Here is a 26,100-nt window from a genome sequence, read left to right as displayed (position 1 = left end):
TGTCCGGTAGTCTCCCCAAAAAAATTCGCCGCCCCACAAACCGCCGTCGCTACCCAGGCCCAAGCCGTCGAAAATGGCCGCCAACACCGGTGGACCGGTCAACGGCACGCCATGTTCGGCCAGGCAGGCGGCCAGATGGGCGTGGTGATGCGGGACTTCGCTCAGCTCGGCGGATAGCGTGGCGGCAAGGTCGCGGCCGTGGGCACTGGACAGATAACCGGGATGACGGTCGATCGCGATCTGGGCCGGCGCGCAGTCGTGCAGTTGCCGGTAAAGATCGATCGCTTGGCGATAGTCGCGTTGGACCGCCGCGTTTTCCAGGTCACCGACATGTTGGGCGACGATGGCTTGACCCCGCCGAATCAGGCAAAAGCTGTTTTTTAATTCGGCACCCATTGCCAGAACGCCGTCCACCCGTTCGAAGCCGGCGGGAAGTAGCAAGGCTTGCGGGCTGTACCCGCGCGCCCGCCGTAGCAAGCGAATCTCACCGTCCAGCAAGCGAGCGACCGAATCGTCCAGGCGATTCACGATATCGCGGTCGTGCATCAGCCAGAGGTCGGCAATACCGGCCAAATCGGCGCGGGCCGCCGCGTTGTCGGTGCACTGGGGTTCGTCGCTAACATTGCCGGAGGTCAGCACGATGGGGATGTTCAATTCGGCCGTCAACAAATGATGTAACGGTGTATACGGCAGCATGAAGCCCAGTTTATCGTCGCCCGGTGCCACCTCGGGCGCCAGACGGGCACCGGCCGCCGCCAGCAGCATGATGGGGGCGGCCGGCGATTGCAGCGCGGCGCTTTCCCGCGCCGAACACCGGGCGTAGCGGTGCAGTATCGTCATATCGCGCACCATCAGCGCGAACGGTTTGGCGTAGCGGTGCTTGCGCTGGCGTAACCGGCTCACCGCATCGGCATTGCCGGCATCGCAAGCCAAATGAAATCCGCCGAGGCCTTTGATCGCGACAATTTGTCCGGCGCGGATCGCGGCGGCGGCTCGCGTTATCGGTTCGCCGGAGAGAGGACCGTGAAGGTCTTCCAGCCACAGCCTGGGGCCGCATACCGGGCAGCAATTGGCTTGGGCATGAAAGCGCCGGTCGGCCGGATTTTGGTATTCGCGCAGACACTCGGGGCACATCGCGAAACCGGCCATGCTGGTATGGCTCCGGTCGTAGGGCACGCGGCGGACGATGGATAAACGCGGGCCGCAATGCGTGCAATTGGTGAATGGATAGCGGTAGCGGCGGTTGCCGGGATCGAAGATGTCGGCCAAGCAAGCCGGGCAGGTGGCGGCGTCGGCCGCGATGATGGTATCGGCCGAGTGGCCGTCGGTACTGGCCACGATGCGGAATTCATCCGGCGCGCTGCCGAGCAGTTCGCCGCTTTCCAGCGAGTCCAGCCGGGCCAGCGGCGGCAAGTGCTTGGGAATCGCCGCCGTAAACGCCTGCAGTCGATTCGCCGGGCCGTAGACGTGAATCATCACGCCTTCCTGATCGTTCCAGACCGAACCGGTCAGCTGGTGTTGTTTGGCCAGATGCCAGATCGTCGGTCGAAAGCCGACGCCCTGCACCACGCCGCGCGCCCGGATCGCCAGGCCGGGCATCAGCAAATACGCGGCAGTTGCTCGCCGGCAGGCCAATCCACGATGCGGCGGCCGCCGAAGCCGGTGGTCATCTGCACGAAGTGGTGCTGATCGGCGACGACGCTACCGATGATCGCGGCATCCTGCCCCAATGGGTGGTTATGCATCGTCTTGAGTAAGATTTCGGCGACATTGGCCTCGCAAATGCAGACCAGTTTGCCTTCGTTGGCGACGTAAAGCGGGTCGAGGCCGAGAATCTCGCAAGCCGCCCTGACTTGGGCCTTGATGGGGATGCGATTCTCGTCAACGACGATGCCGACGCCGGATTGCTCGGCCAGTTCGTTCAATGCGGTCGCCAAGCCGCCGCGGGTTGGATCGCGCAAGCAACGTATCCGGGTCGGCGCGGCGGCTACCATATCCGCCACCAAGCCGTGCAGCGCGGCCGAATCGGAGACGATGCTGGTCCCGAATTGCAGATTCTCGCGGCCGGCCATGATCGCCACGCCGTGGTCGCCGATGCTGCCGCTCACCAGCACAGCGCAGCCGGGTTCGGCGCGGTCGCCGGCGATATCAACGCCGTCCGGCACGATGCCGACGCCGGTGGTGGTGATGAATACGCCGTCGCCCTTGCCGCGCTCGACGACCTTGGTGTCGCCGGTCACCACCGGAGTGCCGGCGGCTTTGGCGGCGGCGGCCATGCTGGCGACGATGCGGTCCAGATCGGCTAGCGCCAGACCTTCCTCCAGAATAAAACCGGCCGCCAGATACAAGGGCCGGGCACCCGACATCGCGACATCGTTCAGCGTGCCGTGTACCGCGAGCGCACCGATGTCGCCGCCCGGGAAGAACAATGGCGAGATCACGTGGCCGTCGGTACTGATCGCCAGCCGGCCGGCCGGTACTTGGAATACGGCCTGATCGTTGCGCCGCTTCAGTAAGTCGTTGTCGAAATGCTTGATGAACAAGGCGTCGATCAATTGCGCCATCGCCCGGCCGCCGCCGCCGTGGCTGAGATCGACCTGGCCGGATTTCAAGTTCAGATTGTAAGCAGAATGGGCCACGCTAGCCGTCCTATCAAATTCACGGTATCCGGCAGGGACGCGCCGGGGTCAGCCGGCGATTCTAGCCGAATAAGCGGTTGTCGAGTGGGATTTCGCAAGGAACGGGAACTCAGTCTTCGCCAGGACCCGCGGAAAACCGGCGTGGTTGGCTGGTTGCTGGACTAGGCGGGCAAACCGCCGGATAAAAGTCCGGCGGTTTGCCCGTCGTGGTCAATAGACGTCGCGGACGTAACGTTTGTCTTTTTTCAATTGGTTGACGTATTCAACCGCTTCAACCAACGTCATTTTGCCGTGTTCGCGGATGACATCGTGCAAGGCTTGATCGACATCCTTGGCCATTCGATAGGCATCGCCGCAAACGAAGAAATAGCCGCCTTGCTCCAACCAGGCGAACAACTCGGCGCCGTGTTCCTTCATGCGGTCCTGGACGTAAATCTTTTCCGCCTGATCGCGGGAAAAGGCCAAATCCAGCTTGGTCAGCAGGCCGTTGGTTTGCATCGCCTCGATTTCGTCGCGGTAAATGAAATCGGTCGCGGCGTTACGGTCGCCGAAAAACAGCCAGTTCTTGCCGGCGGCGTTGCGGGCTTGGCGCTCTTGTAAGAAGGCGCGGAACGGGGCGATACCGGTGCCGGGACCGACCATGATCATCGGCAGATTGTCGTCGCTTGGCACTCGGAAATTGTTGTTCGGCGTGAAGAAGATCCGCACATCGGTGGTTTGGTCGACCAAGTCGGCTAGATAGGTGGAACAAACGCCTTTATGGTGGCGGCCGTGAGCGTCGTAGCGTACGCTGGCGACCGTCAGGTGGACCGCGTCCGGGTGTTGTTTGCTGCTCGACGAGATTGAGTAGGCGCGATGTTGTAGCGGCTTCAGCAGACGCAGAAATTCGGCGGCGGAAAATTCGACGCCGGGAAACTGCAACAGCAAATCCAGCGTATCGCGACCCCACAAGTAATCGGCGAGCTTGTCCTTGTCGCCGGTTTGCAACAGCGTGTTCAGCTCCTGGTCGCCGGAGCGTTTGGCGACTTCTTCGATCAACTCCTTGCTCGGGGTTTTGATCTCGAAGTGAGTGCGCAACGCATCGGAAAGCGTCATCAGGTCGCCGTTCACCGGCTCTTCCTCGGCGCCGCTGCAACCCAGGGCCTTGACCAGATCGGCCACCAGTTGCGGGCAGTTGGTCGGCACCACGCACATTGCGTCACCGGCTTCGTAATTCAGGCCGGAACCTGCGATCGATATTTCGTAGTGGCGGGTTTCCTTGGAGGAGTCACCGGCGGTCAATAAGCGGTTCACCAACAGTTTGGCCGGGAACGGATTTTTGCGATTGTATTGGGATTTGGCTGGCTGAACCGCGGTATCGACGACCGCGACGGTTTCGGCGCCGTCGGCCATCAACGGAATTACTTCGCTGAGCCATTGTTCGGCTGGCGCTTCGAAGTCGACATCGCAATCGACCCGTTCGAACAAGCGCTTGGCGCCCAGGGTTTGCAGGCGTTCGTCCCAGTCCTTGCCGGCTTGGCAAAACAGGTCGTAGCTGGTATCGCCCAGTGCCAAAACCGCGTAATTGAGTTGCTCCAGGCGCGGGGCACTGTCGCTGCTGGCGGCTTCCCAGAGCATTTCGGCGTTGTCGGGCATCGCGCCTTCGCCATAGGTACTGGTAATAATCAACAGGTATTCGAAGTTTGCCAGTTGACCAATTTCAATTTCGTCCATGCCCTTGACGACGGGAATCAGGCCGTGGCTTTTGGCGCGGGCGGCGGCGTCATGAGCCAGGGATTCGGAATTGCCGGTCTGGCTGCCGAACAGAATATGCAAGTTACGGGCGTTGGCGGAATTGACGCTGCCGGCGCTGTGAAGCATGTGGCTATGCATGCCGGCGAAAAAACCGCTGAGCCAGGCACGTTGTGAGTCGGAGTAGGGGGCGTTTTCAGGGATAAAAGGTGATTTCATTTCTTTACCAACTTGGGACCGGCTTGCGCCGGTCCGGTCACTATAAATCAACGTCGCTTGGATCGGTGGAACACTACCTGGCGCCAAGGCGAGATAGCTGGGCAGCGCGTCGGTTAGCCCAGTCCACTTTGATTTCGACTACGCTGCCTCGCATTCCAGCAGGTTTTGCACGATGGCCAGACTTTCCAGGCTGGCCAGATTTTTGTCGACCGAAGGTAAGTTGCTCAATGCCGCCCGATTGACACGGTCTTGCTCGATGATCCAGGCAGTCGAACCGATCGAGTAAATGCTTTGTACGTCACGCAGCATCAGCGTGGTCTTGTAATCGTTCAAGCGTTTCGCCGCCATCAGTGCCGCTAATTGACCGTCGTCGTATTGGCTGTAGGCCTCGCGGATATTTTTGATCAGCGCGTCTTGCAACTTACGCGGCCGCTCCATCACCAATTTGCGGGCTTGTTGATCGATTAGGGTGGGCGTGGCGGGGTGCCCGGCCTTTTGGAGCTGATCTCGGGCGATTTGTTGCGCCTTGTCGATCACCGCATAGCTATTGATCAGCTTCAGCGTCAGCTCGGTATCGGTTTCGCCGTAAGCGGGAATCGCACCGTCGAACAGGGCCTTGTCATGGATATAAGCCTGTTTGATTTGCTCGATTTGCCGCTGGGCGAAGGCTACCGACAATTCCTCGATCATGGCCTTACGGTCCATCGATTTGGTAAGAAACTCGGCCGTCTGGGTACGATTCAGCCACAACGGCAGCGCGAATTTGAAATGCCGGCGTTCGTTGGCCCAATTGTTCAGAATGGCTTTGGCTTTTTCCGAACCGGTGTGTTCGATGTGTTGTTCCAGCATATACAGAATGAACTGTTCGTGGCTGGCCGCGGTGTCACTGCCGTCGGTTAGGCCGTGGATCGTCACGGAGGTCTCGTCGTAAAGATCTTCGAGACGGTTTTCCGGGTCGTATTGGTACGCGTTGCCGCCGGACATGCCGGTGCAGAAACCTTTACCGAAGCCGCCCAGGTTCAGCACCGCGCCGTTGATCATGTATTCGCAAGCAAAATCGCCGACGCCTTCGACCACGGCCATCGCCCCGGAATTGCGCACCGCGAAACGGTCCCCCGCCTCGCCGTTGATGAAGGTTTTGCCGCCGGAGGCGCCGAACAACGCGAAGTTGCCGATCAGCACGTTTTCGCCGGGCAGGTTCGAGCCGCCGCCGGGCGACTTAATCACGATGGTGCCGCCGCACGCGGTTTTACCGACACCGTCGTTGCAAGTACCGGTATGTTCCATCCGGATGCCGTCGTTGTTGAACGCGGCATAGCTTTGACCGGCCGAGCCGTGGGTGCGGACGACGATGGTGTCGTCGGCTAGATAACGACGGCAGTGCTGGTTGGTGTAAACGATTTTGGATGCGGCGACTTGCTCGGCGCTGATTTCGTAGGCCAAAAAGCGTTCCAGGTCGATCGCGGTTTGGCCGCCGACGGTTTTGTTGCGGTTGTTGAGTTTGAACTCGTCACCTTCGATGACGACTTGTTTCAGTCCTTGCTCGAACAATGCGGTTTTGACTCGCGGAAAAATTCGGTCGTCGATGGCAAAGTCTTTTTCCAGATACACCGGCTGGGCGATCTTGATTTCATTTACTTCGGCCAATAGTTTCTGCAAGTGAATTTGGCCGACCATGCTCGGATGGTTGACCAAATGCAGCAATTCGGTTTTGCCGCGAATTTCCTTCAGGCTGGTGTAACCCAAGTCGGCGAGGATCTCGCGGACTTCGTGCGCCAGATTCATGAAGAACTGTGCCAGTACCCGCGGATCGCCCTTGAATTCTTCGTGGGCGGTAGTCAGGCCGGCAGGGCAGCGAATGTTGCAGTTTTTCGCCATCACGCAACGCAGCATCATCAGCGCGGTGGTGCCGAACTCGAAGGAGTCGCCGCCGAGAATGGCGGATTTGACCACGTCGGCGCCGTTTTGGTGGGCGGCGCTGCAACGCAGGACGACTTTGTCGCGCAGACCGTTGACGGCCAGCGCTTGATGCACTTCGGCGATACCGATTTCCGGCGAGCGGCCGGTGTTTTTCAAGCTGGTGACCGCTGCCGCGCCGGTGCCGCCGGTATTGCCGGCGACGTTGATGACGTCGGCGCCGGCCTTGGCAACGCCGACCGCGATGGTGCCGATGCCTTCCGACGATACCAGTTTAACGACGACGCGGACGCGAGCGGCTTTGGCGTCGTGAATCAACTGTCCCAAGTCTTCGATCGAGTAGGTGTCATGGTGCGGCGGCGGGCTGACCAGTTCCACTTTTGGGGTGCCGCCGCGCAACGCGGCGATTTCCACCGACACTTTCGGGGCCGGCAATTGGCCGCCTTCGCCGGGTTTTGCGCCCTGGCCGATCTTGATTTCGATTTCTTCCAAGTTCGGATCGGCCAAGTAACCGGCCCAAACGCCGAAGCGGCCGGACGCGAATTGTTTGATTTTGCTGGAGCGCAGCGTGCCGAAACGGCTGGAATGTTCGCCGCCTTCGCCGGAGTTGCTCATCGCGCCGGCAATGTTGGTGCCTTGGGCAACGGCCTCGTGAGCTTCGGCCAGCAGTGCACCGTGACTCATCGCGCCTGACGCGAACGTCGGGGTGATTTCGTGGGCCGGTTGTACTTTGCTCAAATCCAGGCGCTCGCGGGCAGTGCGAATATTGCTCAAGTAGGCGTGGATCAGGCTGTCGCTATCATTGACGCGCACACTGAGGGCGTTGTTTTCGATGGCAATACCGAAATCCTGGTCGGCAAAACGGGCTTTCAAATGTTCGGCCAATTGCTCCAGGCGGGCTGGGTTGGCGTCGTTGCATAATTCGACTTTGAACACTGCCCCGGCGGTAATTGCTCCCGGCAGTTCGCTGCGCTTCCCACTTCCCTGTGGGGCGTTCGCTTGGCTGACTTTCAGACCGCGCACCAGGAAGTTGTTGTTGCCAAGCAGGTTTTGGCTGCCGAGCAGACGGTCGAATTCGGCTTGGGTGTGGGCGGTGCTCACGTCAACCGGAAACTCCATCACGTCGCGCAATGCGGCGGGGCGGTTGGCGCGCTCCAGAGACAGATTGCGGGTGAAGCTGCGGTAGGCCGGCGTGATACCGAAGGCGTCGATTTGTGCCGGGGTGCGCTTGTCGTAGCCGAAATCGCGGTAGGCGGTGTCGCTGGCTTGATTGGCTTGTTCCTGCGGGATATACAGGATCGGCTCGTCGGTCATCGCGATGTATTCGCGTACCGCGGTATTGCCGAAGGTGTGGCCGGCACCGTCCTGACGTTCCTTGAATAGGCCCAGGAACGGAATGTCGTTTTCGTCCCGCACCGATAGAGCCTTGTGGTGCCATTCGGTGTTGCTGGCGGCGATGTCGGCATAACGCACGCCGCCGACCGAGGAGTTGATGTTGGGGAAGTAGGCGTTCAATATCGGTTCGTCGGTGTCCAGATAGTTGGATTCGAAAAACTCGCCGCCGATGTAACTTTCCACGGTGCACAAACCGAATTTGCCCATGGTTTTCATCAGCGATTTTTCGACGCCTTTCTGGAAGTTGTACAGGGCTTTTTTGCGGCCGGCTTCGTCGGCGTATTCGGTCATCACCCGGTTATGCACGCTGAGCGGACAAATGGCCGAGGCGCCGAAACCCAGGATGGTTGCAACGTCGTGCGGGCTGGCGGCTTGGCCGGTTTCCATCACGATGGATGAGTTGAAGCGCAAGCCTTGCTTGACCAGGTGCTGATTGGCGGCGGCGGTCATCAACAGGGCGGGGATGGCGGCCTGGTGTTTACTGATCTTGGCGTCGCTGAGGATGATGATGCCGGTGTGGTTGCGAGCGGCCTGCTCGACCTGTTCGCACACCGCAAGCAGCGCTTGTTCCAATGCCTGCTCGTTTTGGGCGGCGTCGGCGAAATTCGGCGTGTACAGCGCGTCCAGGGTGACGGTTTTAACTTGGTTTTGCCGGCGGATTTGCTCCAGCTGGGTGCGTTGCAGGATAGGCGAATCGACCATCAATTGCTTGCTGGTCGGCGGCGCGAAAGTCGGTTTCGCGCCCAAGGCGACGCGCAGGGTCATGCCGTCACTTTCGCGTAGCGAGTCCAACGGTGGGTTGGTGACTTGGGCGAAACGCTGGCTAAAATAGCGAGACATACCGCCCTCGGCCGCGCTCAGTGCGTTCGGCGTCAGGCCGTATCCCATCGCGGATACTTTTTCAAGACCGGTTTGCAGGATAGGGTCGAGTAGAAACTTAAAGCTCTCCTGGTTCAGCGAGTAGGCGGTATGGCGCTGATCGATGTTCAGCTCGTGGTCGTTGCCGATTTCGGACAATTCGACTTTCGGCAGTTCGTCCATGTGGACGCAACGTTGGGCCAGCAAGGCTTTGTAATCTTTTTGTTTTGCCAGACGTTCCATCACTTGGTGGCTGTTGTAAGATTCGCCGGTGCCGTGATCGAAATACAGCATGCCGCCGGCTTCGATTCGGCCGCGGCGCAGGACTTGTTCCGGCGGGAAATCGATCTGGCCGGCCTCCGACATCACCGCCAAGTATTCGTGGGTTTCCACCGAGCGCAACGGGCGCAGTCCGAGGCGGTCGAGGCGGGCACCCACACGGATGCCGTCATTGAAGATCAACGCGGCCGGACCGTCGTTTTTCTCTTCGTACAAGCTGAAATACTCCAGCATCGCGCGAACGTCGTCCGACAAAGTGGGGTCGTTTTCCCAGGCCGGCGGCATCATCGCCAGAATCGCGGTGACGATATCAAGTTCGTCTTCGTTAATGCGGCGAGTCAGCGTTTGGTCCAGTCGGCCGGAATCGGACTGGCCGCACGGGAATACAATATGCTTGTTGTTTTGCCGGGCGATGGCGTTTTCGCTGAGGCGGTTTTTCTTGTCGGTATTTAGCTCGCCGTTGTGCGCCATATAACGGAACGGCTGAGCCATCATCGTCGCGGGCGCGGTATTGGTCGAAAAGCGGGTATGGAAAAACAACGTGCTGATTTCGTGGTCGGCGTCGTATAAGTCGATGAAATAGGGGATAACCTCAAACGAGTTCAGGCGGCCCTTGTAAACCTGGGTGCGCGAGCTCATCGACAACGGATAAAATCCCCGCAATTCCGGCCGGCCGAAGCCGTCGACTTCGATGGTCAGCAGCGCTTGCTGAATGTGTTTTTCGAACTGCTCGTGGCTGGCGTCCCTTAACGATGCGGGGCGGCCGAAAATCAGTTGCTTAATAGGCAGTTGGGCCTTGACGGAGGCGGCATTCAATACCGAATGGTCGACCGGAACCTCGCGCCACTTGATCACCGGCAGATCGAATTCCCTCAGATGTTCCTCGACCAGTTTTTGCGCTTCGGAATCGTAATGGGCGTGGTCTTCCGGAAAGAAGAAGTTGGCGACGCCGAATTGGCCCAGTTCCAGCATTGCATCGCCGGTAACCTTGCGGAAAAACGTTAAAGACAGGTCGATATTCACGCCCGCGCCGTCGCCAATACCTTCGGCGCTCATACCACCGCGATGCGGGATGGTACACAAGGCCTCGTGCGACTTCAGCAGTAACTCGTGAGTCTGTCTGCTATCCTTGCGGGTGATGAAGCCTACGCCGCAACTGTCTTGCGACAGGTCAGCGTCGTAAAGCATGAAGGTGTATTTTTTCTGGGCGTGTGTATTCATAGCTATCCAGATCCTGTCTTCCTGATTAATGAACCAACTGAAGTGGCCCGACGGCAGGTTTATGGTTTTTAAATCGACTGCGTGATAGAGTCACTATATTTGAGAAGTTCGCTTTGCGCTAGTCGTCGCAACCAGTTCTCGTTGGCCGAGGTGGCTTTCGGTTGGTGAAACTTTCCAATGATACCATGCGCGCTAGAGCCTGTCATTCATGGGGTCGGCTAGGCCGGCTTCAGACTCATTGCATAAACGGCAACACACTATAAAAGATGATGAAACAACAATACGACGTGGTAATTGTGGGTGGCGGAATGGTCGGCGCGGCGGTGGCCTGCTGCTTGGGCGGTAGTGACTTGAAAGTCGCGCTGCTCGAAAATCGTTTGCCGGAGCCGTTTTCGCCGGAGCAGCCGCACGATTTACGGGTATCGGCCTTGAGTATCGCTTCCAAAACCATACTCGATGCGGTGGGTGCGTGGCAGGGGATTGAGTCCAAGCGATGCTGTCCGTTTCAGCGCATGCGCGTTTGGGAAGCGGCGGGCGATACCACGTTCAACAGCAAGGACATCAACGCATCGGAGTTGGGTTACATCGTTGAGAATCGAATCACGCAGTTGGCCTTGTTGGAGCGCTTGCCCGATTTCGACAATATCGAATTGCTTGCGCCGTGCTCGATCGCGGCTATCGATTATTTAGGCGGTCAGACCGTATTGACGCTGGCCAACGGCACCAGTATTGCCACGGGCATGCTGGTCGGAGCCGACGGGGGGCATTCCAGGGTTCGGCAGGCGGTCGGATTGGGAGTGACCAGTTGGGATTACAACCAGCACGCACTGGTGATCTATGTCGAGACCGATTACCCCCAGCAGGACATCACTTGGCAACGCTTTGTTCCGTCCGGACCGCAAGCATTCCTGCCGTTGACCGGCAATTTCGCTTCCTTGGTTTGGTATAACTCGCCCGACGAAGTCAAGCGTTTGCAGGTGCTACCCGTTGAGGACTTGAAGCGAGAACTGATCGCCGCTTTCCCGAGTTGTCTCGGGGAAATCCGGCGCGTGCTGGGCGTCGCCAGCTTTCCGTTGCGGCGCCAGCATGCCCAGCATTACGTCAAGCAAGGCGTTGCCTTGGTGGGCGATGCCGCGCACATGATCAATCCTCTGGCCGGGCAAGGCGTGAACATCGGCTTGTTGGATGCCGCCGCGCTGGCCGAAGTCGTAATCGAAGCCGGCAAGCAGGGCAAGGCGATTGGCGACGCGGCGGTGCTGCAACGTTACGAAAGGATGCGGCGTAACGAGAATTTGAAAATGATGACGGTGATGGACGTGTTTTATCAATCGTTCAGCAACGATATCCTGCCATTAAAGATTTTGCGCAATCTGGGCTTGGGTCTGGCGCAGCGTATCGCTCCGGCGCGGAACAAGGTAATGAGGGCCGCGATGGGCTTGGAAGGCCGGTTGCCAAAGTTGGCTCGGGGCGAACGTTTGTTGCTGCTCTGAAAGTCGCTGAGTAAGGCATTGGCCTTGCGTTGCCGGAAGGTCTTGGGTTTAGGCGAACGAGGCTCATCCGTTTTTGCTCCGCTGGGCGAGCGCTTTACTGACCGCCAAGTGGCTGCTAGCCGTTCAGCAGGCGCAGTATGGTCTCGCGCAATGCTTCGCGCTGGTGGTGATCGGTAATCGGCGAGCCGTCCAGCTCGGAGACGTAAAACATATCCTCGGCTCGGCTACCTATCGTGGTGATTTTTGCATCGTGCAACTGGATGTTTTGTTCGGTAAAGGCTCGGCCTATCGTCGACAACAAGCCGGCTCTGTCGGTCGTCACCAATTCCAATATCGTGTGTTTATCAGTTGGATTTTCCAGATAGGTCAGCGTGGTTTTGATTGGGAAGTGCTTGGCTTGCCGCGATTGCTTATGGATGTTTTTCGACGATTTAACCGTCTTGGTCAATAGGCCGTGGCGCAGAGAGGTACAGATATGTACTTCCCGGTGTAAGTCGGTAATCGGTTTGCCGGACTGTTCCAGGACTTGAAAGCTATTTAAAACGTATTGATCGGCGGTTGTGATGATGCGGGCGTCAAGGATGGTCAAGCCCAATTGATCCAGGGTCGCGGTGCAGATCGAAAAAATCTGAACGTCGTTGTGGGTGTAGACGAAAATTTCCGCACTGCCTCGCAAGGTTTGCGGACGCAACAGCACCAGAGGTAATTCGTGGTCGTGGCAGGCGGCAATCGCGACCGTATGCCAGGCAATTTCGTCACCGGAGTACCGCAAAAAATAATCGTCGCTGACGTGTTGCCAAGAACGTTCTATCGACGCCGGTGATAAGCCGAGCTTGATCAATTCGTCCCGGGCTTCCTTGCGGTTTTCGTCGAGGCGTTCGGATCGGGCCATTGGATTGAGCAGGCCGCGATGCAGCGCTTGGTGCGTTGAAATGTACAGCTCCTTCAGCAATGCATCTTTCCAGGCATTCCAAAGACTGGGGTTGGTCGCCCGAATGTCGGCCACCGTCAGCAAATACAGGTAGTTCAAGTATTCGATGCTGCCGACGTGCAATGCAAAGTCGTGAATGATGTCGGGATCGCTGATGTCCTTGCGCTGCGCGGTCATCGACATCAGCAAATGGTTGCGAACCAGCCAGGTAATGATTTTGGTGTCGGAGCTGGGCAACTCGTGCTGCTGGCAAAACTGACGGGCGATGGTTTCGCCCAGAGTCGAATGGTCGCCGCCGCGGCCCTTGGCGATGTCGTGAAACAACGCGGCGATGTACAAAATTTCCGGCTTGGAAATCAGCAGGAAGATGTTGTTACAAAACGGCAATTCCTTGTTGTGCTTGGCCAGTGAAAAGCGGCGCAGGTTGCGAATCACGAACAGCGTATGCTCGTCGACCGTGTAAATGTGGAACAGGTCGTACTGCATGCGGGCAACAATGTTGGCGAAGTCCGGCAGATAAGCCGCCAATATCCCGTAGCGGTTCATGCGCTTAAGTTGGTGGGTGATGCCGCGCGGTTGTCGCAGTATGTCCATAAACAAGCGGTTGGCTTGCTTGTTTTGCCGGAAGTCCTCGTCGATAAGGGGCAGACTTTTACGGATTAGCCGTATCGTGCTGGCGCGAATACCTTTTAACGACGGCGATTGTTGCAAAATCAAGAATATTTCCAATAGCGCCAGCGGTTGCTTTTGGAAGACGTCCTTGTTGGAGGCTTCCAGGTAACCGTCGATTGACGAAAAGTTCGCGGTAATTGGGATGGGATTCAGGCTTTCCTTGTTGCTGATCAGTTTTTCGTTGAGCAATTGCAACAGCATTTCATTGAGTCGCTCGATATCGACGACGGTCTTGAAGAAAAATTGCATGAATTGCTCGACATCCGGCTGATTGTTCGTGTCGAAATAGCCGAATTGGGCGGCGAGCTCGCGTTGGTAATCGAACAGCAGGCGGTCTTCGCAGCGGCCGGTTAGGTTGTGTAGTGCAAACCGCAGGCGCCACAGTATGTCGCGAGCGGTAATCAAATTGTCGTATTCGGATTTGGGTAGAAAACCGTATTTGATCAGCTCGCGCAGCGATGCGGCTTTGTAGTGGTGTTTGAACACCCAGCTGATGACTTGCAGATCGCGCAGGCCGCCGGGGCCTTCCTTGATGTTCGGTTCCAGGTTATAAGCGGTGTCGTGAAATTTGGCGTAGCGGCGCTCTTGCTCGCTGAGCTTGGCGGGAAAGAATTTTTCGGACGGCCACAGTTTGTCGGAATTGACCTGTTGCTTTAGGGTTTCAAATAGCGGCGTGCTGCCGGCGATCAGGCGGGTCTCCAGCAAGCTGGTAAACACGGTTTGGTCGGCTGCCGCGGCTTGCAGGCATTCGGCGATGCTGCGGGTGCTTAGTCCGGGTTTTAGGCCGATATCCCACAGAAAATTGGCAAAACCGGCGACGGCTTCCCGGTAGTCCTCGGCGCAAGTGACGTCCAGCAGAACCAAGATGTCGATGTCGGAGTAGGGGAATAGTTCGCCGCGTCCGTAACCGCCGGTCGCCACCAGGCCGTGGTGGGTGTCGCAAGCCCCCATGAAGTGCTTCCAGCAGGCTTGCAGCAGGTTGTCGATGAAATGGGCTTTCTCGGTCAGCAGCCCGGCGGTCGCTTGATCGGGGTTGAAGCGTAGCTTTAAATGGGCATTTTCCTTGGCGATGGCGCTTTTGAACGAGGCGACTGGATTGTCTTGGCCGAAACAACCCAGGAAGTCGTTTTCGGAAAAGCAACTGCCTCTCACAGCTCTTCTTGCCTCAGGGTCAGGATTTCGTGGCCGGTTTCGGTTACCAAGATCGTGTGTTCCCATTGTGCCGACAGGCTGTGATCCTTCGTGACCGCGGTCCAGCCGTCGCCGAGGATTTTCATGTGGCGCTTGCCGAGGTTGATCATCGGCTCTATCGTGAAAATCATGCCTGGTTCGAACGTCGCGCCGTCGCCCGGTTTGCCGAAGTGCATGACATGGGGTTCTTCGTGAAATTGCTTGCCGATGCCGTGCCCGCAGAATTCCCTAACCACCGAGTAGCGATGCTTTTCGGCGTGCTTTTGGATCGCGTGCCCAATGTCTCCAAAATGCTTGCCGGGGCGGACTTCGGCAATCCCCAGCATCAGGCATTCGCGCGTGATGTCCACCAGGCGCTTGGCGTGCGGGCTGACGTCGCCGATGCAAAACATTTTGCTGGTGTCGCCGTGGTAGCCGTCCTTGATGACCGTGATATCGATATTAACGATGTCGCCGTTTTTTAATTTTTTTTCACTTGGAATGCCGTGACAGATCTGGTGATTGACCGATGTGCAGATCGACTTTGGAAAACCACGGTAATTCAGCGGCGCCGGAACGGCGTGTTGAACGTCCACGATGTAATCGTGGCAAATTTTATCGAGCGCCTCGGTGGTCACGCCGGCAACGACATGCGGTGCAATCATTTCCAATACTTCGGCGGACAATTTGCCTGCCACGCGCATTTTCGCGATTTCGTCGGCGTTCTTAATGCTGATAGTCATTCGAGGGTCGTAATGGTTGAAAAAACAAGGAGCCGCGCGGGATCGCATCGCGGAATGCGCCGCTAAGGCAGCGCAGTCTAGCAGGTTTAAGCTTGTTGGGAAAACGCGATCATGGTATAAAGGTAAGTTCACCAAGTAACCAATACTCACACTTATCGACACGATCGGTGGGGTGCTCGGCTTTTTTTGAAAAGGCGGGTCACCGGTCGGGATCAGTGGAGGCGTAACCCAACGCCGAATTATTCGGCAATTTTAGGAGAAGTAAATGGCAGCAGTGTCAATGCGTCAAATGCTGGAAGCGGGTGTGCACTTCGGTCACCAAACCCGTTACTGGAACCCCAAAATGGCTTCATATTTGTTTGGAGCGCGGAATAAAATTCATATCATCAATCTGGAACACACCTTGCCGTTGTTCAACGATGCGATGAACTATTTAGGTCAAATGACGGCCAATAAAGGTAGCATACTGTTCGTGGGTACCAAGAAAGCCGCCCGTAAAGTCGTAGCTGAAGAAGCGGCGCGTTGCGGCATGCCCTATGTCAACCATCGTTGGCTGGGCGGCATGTTGACCAACTTCAAGACCATTAAAAAATCGATCAATCGCTTGAAGGAACTGGAAGCGATGAAAGCCGACGGTACGCTGTACCAACGCTTCAGCAAAAAAGAAGCGCTGGGCATGGAACGCGAACTGGAAAAGTTGGAGCGTAGCCTGGGCGGTATCAAGGATATGCGCGGTATTCCCGACGCGATTTTCGTGTTGGATGTCGGCTACGAAAAAAATGCCATCATGGAAGCCAAAAAATTAGGCATTCCGGTGGTCGGCGTTGTCGATTCCAACAACTCTCCAGACAATATTGATTACGTCATTCCCGGCAACGATGACTCGATCCGCGCCGTCACTTTGTATTGTCAAAGTGCCGCCGCCGCGATTTTGGAAGCAAAAGCCTTGCGAATGGACGTCGGTGGCAAATCCGACGATTTCGTCGAAGAAGTCTCCGCGGAAGCGTAAGCAAATTTCCGACGGTGTCCGGCCGCCATGCCGCCGGGCCCTTCCGGATGCTTGTTATGTGTCCGGTACCGTATGTCTTTTAAACGCCTCCTTAGTGAGGCGTTTTTTTAGTTAATAAACTTGAGGAAAAAACGATGAGTATTAGTGCGGCGATGGTCAAGGAACTGCGTGAGCGTACCGGTTCCGGGATGATGGAATGCAAGAAGGCCTTGGTCGAGGCCAACGGCGACATGGAATTAGCAATCGAGAACATGCGTAAGGCTGGTTTGGCCAAGGCTGATAAAAAGTCCGGCCGAATTGCCGCCGAAGGCATCATTGGCGTCAAAGTTTCCGAGGATGGCAAAACCGTGGTGATGGCCGATGTCAACTGCGAAACCGATTTCGTGGCCAAGGGCGAAGACTTTATCGGATTCACCAACGATGTGGTCAACAGCCTCTTGAGCAGCACTGTCAATAGCGACGAAGATTTGCAGGCCATGTTGTTGAGTACAGGTGTCAGCTTGGATGAAACCCGGCGGGCATTGATTGCCAAAATTGGTGAAAACATCACCGTGCGCCGCTTCGTCAAATACACTACTACCGATGGCGGTCAAGCGGCTTATCTGCACGGTAGCAAAATCGGTGTTATCGTCGAGCTGGCGAAAGCGGATGCCGAATTGGGTAAAGATATCGCGATGCACATTGCAGCCAGCAAGCCGATTTGCATTTCCGCCGATGAAGTAGCCGCGGAAACCATCGAAAAAGAGAAAGAAATTTTCTTGGCGCAGCAAGAAGAGAAAATCAAAGGTAAGCCGGCTGACATCGTCGAAAAAATGGTTTCAGGCCGCATTAACAAGTTTTTGTCGGAAATTACGCTGCAAGGTCAGGCATTCATCAAGGACGACAGCAAAACCGTCGGCCAATTATTGAAAGAGAAAGGCAATTCGGCGGTACGCTTTGCTCGTTTCGAAGTCGGCGAAGGTATTGAGAAGAAAGAAGAGGATTTCGCCGCCGAGGTCATGGCGCAAGTTAGAGGCTAGGCCGCGCAGAGGCGGAAACCGGCGCCGAGTCGAGAACGGTTTCCGCCTGAATTTGCGAGTAGCCGTGCGTCGAGCGGATTCGACGCGGTTATGTTCTACAATTCGTTGCTTTAACTCAAACTCCCGACGGACGTTCGATTATGAATCAAATGATTTGCCAAAGAATTTTGCTGAAGTTGAGCGGCGAAGCCCTGATGAGCGAGAAAGGCGGTAGTATCGATCCGGATATCGTCCAGCGCTTAGCCCTCGAAGTGAAGGATTTATGCGACGCCGGCGTGCAAGTGGGGCTGGTAATCGGTGGCGGCAATATTCTGCGCGGCGGCGAAAAGGCGTCGGAAACCCTGAATCGAGTGACTGGCGATCAAATGGGCATGTTGGCAACGGTTATCAATGCCTTGGCGATGCAGGATGCGCTGGAATACTTGGGTCAACCGGTGCGGGTAATGACGGCGTTGAAAATCAATCAGGTCTGCGAGGATTACATTCGGCGCAGGGCCGTGAGGCACCTAGAAAAAGGCCGGGTGGCGATTTTCGCGGCCGGTACCGGCAACCCGTTTTTTACGACCGATACCGCCGCCAGTCTGCGCGCGATCGAAATCGACGCTGATTTGATGATTAAGGCGACCAAGGTCAAGGGCGTCTATTCCGCCGATCCCAACAAAGTGGCCGACGCGGTTTTTTACCCGCGTTTGACCTACGACGAAGCGATAGACCAGCGCTTGAACGTGATGGATACCACGGCATTGGTCTTATGCCGGGACAACAATCTGCCCATGCGGGTAATGAATGTTTTTGAGCCGGGAGCGGTGATGCGCCTGATGCGCGGCGAAGACATCGGCTCTCTAATTGTGAGGAATCAATAACAATGATCAGCGATATTCAACAAGATGCCGCGAGCCGAATGGTGAAAAGCATAGAGGCTTTGCAGAAAGCCTTCAGTAAAATCCGGACCGGGCGGGCGCATCCCAGTCTGCTGGATCAAATCAGCGTGTCTTATTACGGTTCGGAATCGCCGCTGTCCCAAGTGGCTAACGTCACTGTCGAAGACGCGCGAACCTTGAAAGTGGTGCCCTGGGAAAAAAGCATGGTCGGCGCTATCGAAAAAGCCATATTATCGTCCGGATTGGGACTGAACCCCGCCACTCAAGGCACCGTGATCCGTTTGCCGCTGCCGGCCCTGACCGAGGAACGCCGCCGTGATCTGGTCAAGATCGTCAAAAACGAGGCCGAACAAGGGCGGGTGGCGATACGCAATATTCGTCGAGACGCCAATGCGGCGGTCAAGGACGCGTTGAAGGAAAAGCTGATCTCCGAGGATGACGCTCGTCAGGCCGAAGATAAAATTCAAAAGCTCACCGATCAATACATCAAGGAAGTGGAAAAGCATCTCGAAGAGAAAGAAGCCGACCTGCTTTCGATGTAAGCGGGAGGCGAGATGACTGATGTCAGCAACGAAAAAACGGCTGTGGATAACGGCAATCCCCGGCATATAGCCATCATTATGGACGGCAACGGCCGTTGGGCGCAGAAGCGGATGATGCCCAGAATCATGGGGCATCATGCTGGCGTCAAAGCGGTCAGAAAAATCGTCGAATACTGCGCCAAACAGCAAATCGAAGTGCTGTCGCTGTTCGCGTTCAGCAGCGAGAATTGGCGCCGTCCCCAAGATGAAGTCAGTTTGCTGATGGAGCTATTCATGGCGACGCTGCAATCCGAGGTCGACAAACTCGACAAGAACAACATCCGCTTGAAAATCATTGGCGACAAAGGCGCATTCCCCGAGAAACTGCAACAAAAAATTGCCGCCGCCGAGCAACAGACCTCCCAAAATACCGGTTTGACCCTGCTGATAGCCGCCAATTACGGCGGCCGCTGGGATATTACCCAAGCCGCGCGTAAAATAGCCGCCGACGTATTGGCCGGCGTCATTCAAGCGTCCGAAGTAACCGAACAGTTGGTCGATAGCCACCTGATGACCGCCGGCTTGCCGGAGCCGGACCTGTTCATTCGCACTGGCGGCGAAGAGCGCATCAGCAACTTTCTGCTGTGGCAATCGGCCTATACCGAGTTTTATTTTACCGACGCCTTATGGCCGGATTTCGATCAGGCCTCGCTCGACAAAGCGATCGCCAGCTTCAAGGGCCGGCAACGTCGCTTCGGGCACACCGGCGAGCAGGTCATTGCTCAAAAAGTGCGCTAGGGATTTTTCCATAACCATAAATATAAGAAAATCAGCTCATGTTATTGAAACGCGTTTTAACCGCCTCGGTGTTGGCGGCACTGGCCATCGCCGCCGTCTTCGAATTGCCCGCCCCGTTGTTTTCGCTTTTTATCGCCGTCATTACCTTTATCGCCGCTTGGGAATGGCTGGCGTTGACCGGCGTCGAAAGCTTGGGACGCAAGCTGTTGTTTTTCGTCGCGATGCTGGTGCCGATGTTCGGCGTCACTTATTGGACCGAATTGCTGGAGTTGCTCAGCGAAGCGATGGAATGGCCGGAAATTAAGGATTATTCCGATGTGTTGGAATGGCTGGTGTTTGCGCCGGTGTTGTTTTGGATTCTGACCATGGTGTTGATACGCCAGACCGGGCCGCAGCTGTTGACAATCGAGTTTTCGCCGCGCTTGCAAGCCTTCCTGGGTTGGATGGTGTTGATGTCAGCCTGGATGTTCCTGAGCAAGCTGCGGGCCTATTACGGTTCCGGCATGGTGATTTACTTGTTGTTGTTGATCTGGGCGGCCGATATTTCCGCTTATTTTGCGGGCAAAAAATGGGGTAGCGATAAATTAGCGCCGGAAATCAGCCCCGGCAAAACCATCCAGGGCATGTACGGTGCGTTGGTCTCCGCGGTGGTTTGCGGAATCGGTTTCTTTATTTACGGCAAAACCATTTCCACCGAATCGGCGGAATCCCAGGAAGGTATGATGCAGTTCCTGGACGAATTGGTGTTTATCGATATGTTGATACTGTCGGTATTCACTGTTTTGATATCGATCTACGGTGACTTGTTTTTCAGTTTGGTCAAACGCCGCAAGGGCGTCAAGGATAGCGGCAACTTGTTGCCGGGTCATGGCGGCGTGCTCGACCGGATAGACAGTATCGTTGCCGCAACTCCGTTCTTCTATGCGGGCATTTTATTGATCGGCCGGATTTTTTACTCATGAAAGGTATTTGCATACTGGGCGCGACCGGTTCTATCGGCGTCAGCACACTGGATGTCGTCGCGCGTCATCCCGATCAATATCGGGTCGTCGCGCTGACCGCCAACGGCAACATCGATGCACTATTCCAGCAATGTCTGGAGCATAAGCCGGACTATGCGGTTGTCGCCAACCCGGCCAATGCCGATGCGTTCAAAGCCAAAATCGCCGGTTCGCCGATCGCGCATATCACGGTGTTGGCCGGTGCCGAAGCACTGGAAACCGTGGCGACGCTGGAAAGCGTGGATGCTGTGATGGCCGCTATCGTCGGTGCCGCCGGCCTGCTGCCCACGCTGGCCGCCGCCAAGGCCGGCAAAACCGTGTTATTGGCGAACAAGGAAGCCTTGGTGATGTCCGGCGGGATATTCATGCAAGCGATCGCCGAGTCCGGCGCGACGCTGCTGCCGATCGACAGCGAACACAACGCGATCTTTCAATGCATGCCCGCCGGCTATACGACCGGACATACCGCCAAGCAAGCGCGACGCATCTTGCTGACTGCTTCCGGCGGTCCGTTTCGGCAAACGCCGATTGCCGATCTGGATGCTGTCACGCCAGAGCAAGCGGTGGCGCATCCTAAATGGGATATGGGCCGGAAAATCTCGGTCGATTCGGCGACGATGATGAATAAAGGGCTGGAGTTGATCGAAGCCTGCCTGTTGTTCAACATGGACCCGGATGCGATCCAGGTCGTGATTCATCCGCAAAGCATCATCCATTCGATGGTCGATTACGTGGACGGCTCGGTCCTGGCGCAAATGGGCAATCCGGACATGCGTACGCCGATCGCCTATGCGATGGCCTGGCCGGAGCGCTTCGATTCCGGCGTCGCGCCGCTGAACATTTTCGAGGTCAAACACATGGATTTCGAACAGCCCGATTTAAACCGCTTCCCCTGTCTGCGCCTGGCCTACGAAGCGATCAAGGCCGGCGGGATCATGCCGACCGTGTTGAATGCCGCCAACGAAGTCGCGGTCGATGCATTTTTGAACGAGAAGATCAAGTTCACCGATATCGCCAAAATCATCGAGCGCGGCATGGCGAGGTTTCAAGCGGACAGTGCCGATAGTTTGGAACTGATCCTGCAAGCCGACAGTCAAGCTAGGCAAGTCGCAAACGACATCATTGCCGAATTGACCGCCTAACCATGGATACGCTGCACACCGTCTTTTATTTCATTGTCGCTATCGCGGTTCTGGTCGCATTTCACGAATTCGGTCATTTCTGGGTGGCGCGTAAAGTCGGTGTCAAAGTTATCCGTTTTTCCATTGGTTTCGGTAAGCCGATCTGGACTTGGCGCAAGGCGCCCCAAGACACCGAGTTCGTCATTGCCGCCGTGCCGTTGGGCGGTTACGTCAAAATGGTCGACGAGCGGGAGGGCGAGGTGAGTCCAGAGGATTTGCCCTACGCTTTTAACCGCCAACCCTTGTGGGCCAGAACGGCGGTGGTCGCGGCCGGACCGTTGGCCAACCTGTCGCTGGCCGTGGTTTTGTTCTGGACCGTGCTGGTGCTGGGCGAAGTCGGCGTGAGACCTGTTGTTGGTGGCGTGGAAGCGGAGTCATTGGCGGCTGCGGCCGGTTTCACGGTTGGCGATGAAATTGTCGGCGTGGCCGGCAAGGATACGCCGACCTGGATGGATGCCTTGGACGCCGTGCTGTCGTCGGCAATCGACGGCCAGACCCAAATCGACATTGCTGTTAAAAGTAACGACGATAGCCGGCAGCTTAGACAGTTGCAATTACAACCTAGCGATGTCGAGTCTCCGGAAATTTTGCACAAACGCCTCGGACTAAAGCCGTGGATGCCGGTGGTCAAGCCGGTAGTGGGTAAACTGCTCGAAGACGGTGTCGCCAAGCAGGCGGGTTTGTTGAGCGGCGATCTGATTGTCAGCGCCGATGGAAATCCGATCGGCGAATGGCAACAGTGGGTTGATTATGTGCAAGCCAGACCGGATCAAACGATCAAACTGCTGATAGAGCGCGACAACGTACAAGTGCCGTTGGCACTTACGCCGCGCCGCGAACATCAGGACGACGGCCGGGAGATCGGCAAGATCGGCGCCGGTGTCTACATACCGAAGGAATTGAGCGATTCGGTGTTGGTCAAGTCGTCTAAAACGCCCTGGGACGCGGTGCCGCTGGCCTTGGAGCGGACTTGGTTTTACGCGACCGCGACGCTGAAAATGATGGGCAAGATGTTGGTCGGTTCGGCTTCGGTCGATAATTTGAGCGGTCCGATCAGCATTGCCCAATATGCCGGCCAGTCGGCGGAAATGGGCCTAACGGCGTTTTTGAAGTTTCTCGGCTTGGTCAGCGTCAGCTTGGGCGTCCTCAATCTGTTGCCGGTGCCGGTGCTGGATGGCGGCCACCTGCTGTTTTATCTGGTTGAAGCGTTGCGCGGTCGGCCGTTGCCGGACAAGATCCAAATGTATTTTCAACAAGTCGGCATGTTTTTGCTGATGATGCTGATGGCGCTGGCGATGTTTTTGGATATTGACCGATTGTTCCAATAACTTGGAACGATTCGCGCCGCGTCGAGTCAACCGCTTTCTTTACCATTCCTCGGACTATTCCATGAAAACATTGTTTCGAACCCTGGTGATTGCCGCTTCGGCCGCGATCAGTGCTAACGCGACCGCCGACGAAGCCGCCATCAAGAAAGCCTTGACCGATTTCATGCCGTCCGGGCAGATCGATTCAATCAAACCGGCTGAAATCAAAGGTTTATACGAAGTCACGATGGGCGCCAATATTTTCTACGCTTCGGAAGACGGCAAATATTTGTTGCAAGGGCAGCTGTTCGATGCCGAGGCTAAGAAAAACATCACCGAAACCAAGCAGGCCGGCGCCAGAAAAACCGCGCTCGACAAAGTCGGCGAGAAAAATATGATTATTTTCAAACCCGAGTCACCCAAGCATCAGGTTTCGGTGTTTACCGACATTGATTGCGGCTATTGCCGGAAACTGCATTCCGAGATGGAGCAATATCAAGCGCAGGGCATCACGATACGCTACTTGTTTTTCCCCAGGGCCGGCAAGGGGTCGGATTCCTACAAGAAAGCGGTGTCGGTCTGGTGCGCGCCCGATCGCAACAAAGCGCTGACCTCGGCCAAGAAAGGCGAAAATCTGGACAGCAAAGCCTGCGACAATCCGGTCGATAATCACATGGCTTTGGGCGAGGAATTCGGCATGAACGGCACGCCGATGATCGTCACCGAAAAAGGTAACGTATTGCCGGGGTACGTGCCGGCCGCCCAACTCGCCAAAATCCTGGCCAGCGAATAAGCCTGCAAGCACGCTTTGTTGTCGCCAAGCCCGCTAAGCGATTGGTTAGCGGGTTTTAGATTGATTCAAGTCTTTCAAGAAGACTGGCTAATCTAGCGTATCGTGACTTCGACCCGCCGGTTTTTCGGTTCCGGAGTTTCGTCGGCGGTTTTTACCAGCGGGTTTTTCTCGCCGTGAGACGTCACCGCGATTTCCTTGACATCCAGCTGTCCGGTGCCGAATAGCTTGGCCACTTGTTCGGCGCGTTCTTTCGCCAGCGTCTCGTTGTCGGCCGCCGCGCCGACCGTGTCGGTATGGCCGATGATGGAAATATCGGCAGCCGGGTGGCGGCTTGCCGATTCGATGATTTTAGGTAGCTGCGCCGCCGATTCCACCGTCAAGCGGGTACCGCCGGTTTCGAAGTACAACAAAAAAACTTCCGGTGCGACCGGCTCGGAGCCGAGCGCACGGCCGAAGTCGGATTGAATCTGTTTTTGGTCGGCCTGATAAACCTCTCCCTTTTGGTCGATGCGGGTCGCCAAGCCGGCGCGGTCCAACACGGTTTCGCCGTCTGCCGCTTTGAATACCACCTGACCGGTGCTGCCGTCGTGATCTTCCAACAACACCAGATACGACGAGCTACAGCCGGCGAACATCGGCGCGACGGTTAGCAGCAGTATTAAGGGTTTAATTCGCTTGATAGTCATGGCGGCTCCCGCTTATGGATCGACTTTGGCCAGAAATCGCGTGCCGCGCACCGCGATGACGCCGGACGGCGTTTTCAGCGTTACTGCCTCCGGCTTCAGTTTGGCGATAACGCCGGAAATATAGTGGAGCGTGCCTTTTAGCAAGCTGGCATTCAATTCCAAGCGGTCCTGTTGCGGTTCGAATTGGTAGGCCTTGATTTCCAGTTCGGTGTTCGGTCCTATCGACAGCACGGTGTTGTCTTTCAACGTAATTCCGGCCGCGCCGCGCTCGTCGGTTTTGATGACTTGACCGACTCTGATCGGCGAGCCCAATACGGCCTGAACTTGCAGATTGCCTTCGACGATCACCGTTGCGTCGGCAACAGTTTTGACGTAGCCGATGGCCGACTGCTCCGCGCGGACCGAGCCGGCGGCGCAGCTCAGCCAGATCAAACATAAGAATAAGATTTTCATGGATGCCCTCTCGAAAGTTCGAAAGCCTTGCGCAAGCCGCGCGATGGGTTCGCCGGCAAGTATAGACGGCATTAGGGCTTATGCCCGCGGAAACTCGGCCCAGAAAGTGCTGCCAACCTGGGGGATGCTGCTGACGCCGACTCGTCCCGCCATCAACTCCGTCAGCTGCTTGGCGATTGCCAGACCGATGCCGGTCCCCTCGATGTCACTGTGTTCCGCACCCAGGCGTTCGAAGGATTCGAATAAGCGATCGAGTTGTGCCGCGTTTAATCCTGGCCCGGTATCGGTTACCGATATCCGAATATAGCCGGTGTCGGTGGTCTGGGTCGATACGACGATACGGCCGCCGGGCCGATTGTATTTGACGGCGTTGGACAAAAAATTCAGCAAGACCTGCTTGGCGCGGCCGGCATCGGCGTGCAAACAGGTCGTCGGGGGCAGCGGGTTGTCCAGTTCGACCGCGATCGCGTTCGGGTTGGCGAGCGGCGCGATCCAGGCCAGACAATCGTCCAACAGTGGCGCCAGTTCGACCGTGGTTAGGTTCAGACTCAGCTTCCCCGATTCGATTCTGGCCAAGTCCAGCAAGTCGTTGATCAAATTCAGCAAATGCATGCCGGCCTTGAATATCTCGTTCGCGGCGTCCAGATGTTCGGCGGCCAGTGGGTGCTCGGGGTCCTCCATTTGCAGCAATTGCGCAAAGCCGATGACCGCGTTCAATGGTGTGCGCAGCTCATGGCCGATTTGGGCCATGAATTGGCTTTTGGCGGTACTCATTTGCTCGACGCGATCCATGGACTCGCGGATCTCACTGAATTCCTCGGCCTTTTTCAGCAACAGCTTTGCCATTAGCATGCGTTCGCTGAGGTCGTTGACCGTAATCACGGCACCGAGCGCTTCGCCTTGGCTGCCGAACAGCGGTGCCACTACCAGATTGGCGGTTACGCTTTGTTGATCGCTGACGGTCAGTCGGCAATGTTCGAATTTAAGAGGGGCGTGCGCGCCTTGGCTTTCGGCGATCAATTCGCTGGGGAGCCGGATATTGCCGGCGACTTGTACCGAAAACAATTGGTCAATATTGCGGCCGGCTTCGAGTAGCTTGGGACCGAACATATCTAAAGCGCGGGCGTTCATAAAGTCGATTTCACCGTTGTCGCGCGTGGTCACGACGGCGTCGACAATCGCATTC

The 26,100-nt window shown here is 56.6% G+C and carries 19 protein-coding genes; 10 read left to right on the top strand and 9 right to left on the bottom strand.

Annotated elements, in window-relative coordinates; all coding sequences use genetic code 11:
* From hypF to AC3B8H_RS04785, 4 genes are all read right to left on the bottom strand, one after another.
* On the bottom strand, nt 1-1,599 hold a 1,599-nt coding region (hypF, locus tag AC3B8H_RS04800; RefSeq protein ID WP_488440483.1), incomplete at its 3' end, for a carbamoyltransferase HypF.
* Nucleotides 1,599-2,564 (bottom strand): hydrogenase expression/formation protein HypE, encoded by a 966-nt coding sequence (gene hypE, locus AC3B8H_RS04795; protein ID WP_488440482.1) that lies wholly within the window; start codon nt 2,562-2,564, stop codon nt 1,599-1,601. The genes hypF and hypE, both read right to left, overlap by 1 nt.
* Nucleotides 2,565-2,849: 285 nt before the next feature.
* The gene (locus AC3B8H_RS04790) at nt 2,850-4,589 is read right to left on the bottom strand and encodes a sulfite reductase subunit alpha (protein ID WP_488440480.1); all 1,740 of its coding nucleotides are present in this window, start codon (nt 4,587-4,589) and stop codon (nt 2,850-2,852) included.
* Between the two features lie 138 nt (nt 4,590-4,727).
* Nucleotides 4,728-10,259, bottom strand: coding sequence for a glutamate synthase-related protein (locus tag AC3B8H_RS04785; RefSeq protein ID WP_488440479.1), 5,532 nt, complete (start codon nt 10,257-10,259; stop codon nt 4,728-4,730).
* A 269-nt stretch (nt 10,260-10,528) separates the two neighbouring features.
* Here AC3B8H_RS04785 and AC3B8H_RS04780 point away from each other — a divergent pair, with 269 nt between their 5' ends.
* Nucleotides 10,529-11,749, top strand: coding sequence for an FAD-dependent monooxygenase (locus AC3B8H_RS04780; RefSeq protein WP_488440481.1), 1,221 nt, complete (start codon nt 10,529-10,531; stop codon nt 11,747-11,749).
* A gap of 115 nt (nt 11,750-11,864) precedes the next feature.
* Here the strand turns inward: AC3B8H_RS04780 and glnD are convergent, their stop codons facing one another.
* Entirely contained in the window at nt 11,865-14,504 is a 2,640-nt protein-coding gene (gene glnD / locus AC3B8H_RS04775; RefSeq protein ID WP_488440478.1) for a [protein-PII] uridylyltransferase, read from the bottom strand.
* Nucleotides 14,501-15,313, bottom strand: coding sequence for a type I methionyl aminopeptidase (gene map / locus AC3B8H_RS04770; protein WP_488440477.1), 813 nt, complete (start codon nt 15,311-15,313; stop codon nt 14,501-14,503). Before map ends, glnD begins: the two co-directional genes overlap by 4 nt.
* Before the next feature lie 217 nt (nt 15,314-15,530).
* Between map and rpsB the strand changes: the two genes are divergently transcribed.
* From rpsB to AC3B8H_RS04725, 9 genes are all read left to right on the top strand, one after another.
* Nucleotides 15,531-16,274, top strand: coding sequence for a 30S ribosomal protein S2 (gene rpsB, locus AC3B8H_RS04765; protein ID WP_488440476.1), 744 nt, complete (start codon nt 15,531-15,533; stop codon nt 16,272-16,274).
* 134 nt (nt 16,275-16,408) lie between these two features.
* Nucleotides 16,409-17,293 (top strand): translation elongation factor Ts, encoded by an 885-nt coding sequence (gene tsf, locus AC3B8H_RS04760; protein ID WP_488440475.1) that lies wholly within the window; start codon nt 16,409-16,411, stop codon nt 17,291-17,293.
* Nucleotides 17,294-17,433: 140 nt separating this feature from the next.
* Nucleotides 17,434-18,156, top strand: coding sequence for a UMP kinase (gene pyrH, locus AC3B8H_RS04755; protein ID WP_488440474.1), 723 nt, complete (start codon nt 17,434-17,436; stop codon nt 18,154-18,156).
* A gap of 2 nt (nt 18,157-18,158) precedes the next feature.
* Nucleotides 18,159-18,716 carry a ribosome recycling factor gene (gene frr / locus AC3B8H_RS04750; RefSeq protein ID WP_064030541.1) on the top strand — a complete coding sequence of 186 codons (558 nt, stop codon included), beginning with the start codon at nt 18,159-18,161 and terminating at the stop codon, nt 18,714-18,716.
* Nucleotides 18,717-18,728: 12 nt separating this feature from the next.
* The gene (gene uppS / locus AC3B8H_RS04745; protein ID WP_488440473.1) at nt 18,729-19,493 is read left to right on the top strand and encodes an undecaprenyl pyrophosphate synthase; all 765 of its coding nucleotides are present in this window, start codon (nt 18,729-18,731) and stop codon (nt 19,491-19,493) included.
* A gap of 38 nt (nt 19,494-19,531) precedes the next feature.
* Entirely contained in the window at nt 19,532-20,455 is a 924-nt protein-coding gene (locus AC3B8H_RS04740) for a phosphatidate cytidylyltransferase (RefSeq protein ID WP_488440472.1), read from the top strand.
* Nucleotides 20,452-21,636, top strand: coding sequence for a 1-deoxy-D-xylulose-5-phosphate reductoisomerase (ispC, locus tag AC3B8H_RS04735; protein WP_488440471.1), 1,185 nt, complete (start codon nt 20,452-20,454; stop codon nt 21,634-21,636). Before AC3B8H_RS04740 ends, ispC begins: the two co-directional genes overlap by 4 nt.
* Before the next feature lie 2 nt (nt 21,637-21,638).
* Nucleotides 21,639-23,003, top strand: coding sequence for an RIP metalloprotease RseP (gene rseP / locus AC3B8H_RS04730; RefSeq protein ID WP_488440470.1), 1,365 nt, complete (start codon nt 21,639-21,641; stop codon nt 23,001-23,003).
* 61 nt (nt 23,004-23,064) lie between these two features.
* The gene (locus AC3B8H_RS04725; RefSeq protein ID WP_488440469.1) at nt 23,065-23,775 is read left to right on the top strand and encodes a DsbC family protein; all 711 of its coding nucleotides are present in this window, start codon (nt 23,065-23,067) and stop codon (nt 23,773-23,775) included.
* Nucleotides 23,776-23,867: 92 nt separating this feature from the next.
* On the opposite strand, the gene AC3B8H_RS04720 is transcribed toward AC3B8H_RS04725, so the two are convergent.
* The 3 genes from AC3B8H_RS04720 to AC3B8H_RS04710 all read right to left on the bottom strand — a co-directional run.
* Nucleotides 23,868-24,461, bottom strand: a complete 594-nt coding sequence (locus AC3B8H_RS04720) for an OmpA family protein (protein ID WP_488440468.1) — start codon at nt 24,459-24,461, stop codon at nt 23,868-23,870.
* Nucleotides 24,462-24,473: 12 nt separating this feature from the next.
* Nucleotides 24,474-24,914 carry a FecR family protein gene (locus AC3B8H_RS04715; RefSeq protein ID WP_488440467.1) on the bottom strand — a complete coding sequence of 147 codons (441 nt, stop codon included), beginning with the start codon at nt 24,912-24,914 and terminating at the stop codon, nt 24,474-24,476.
* A gap of 78 nt (nt 24,915-24,992) precedes the next feature.
* The coding region (locus tag AC3B8H_RS04710; protein WP_488440466.1) for a sensor histidine kinase at nt 24,993-26,100 on the bottom strand (1,108 nt) is incomplete at its 5' end.

It is taken from the genome of Methylomonas sp. BG-2, from assembly GCF_057766305.1.
This window is presented reverse-complemented; position numbering and strand designations above follow the sequence as displayed.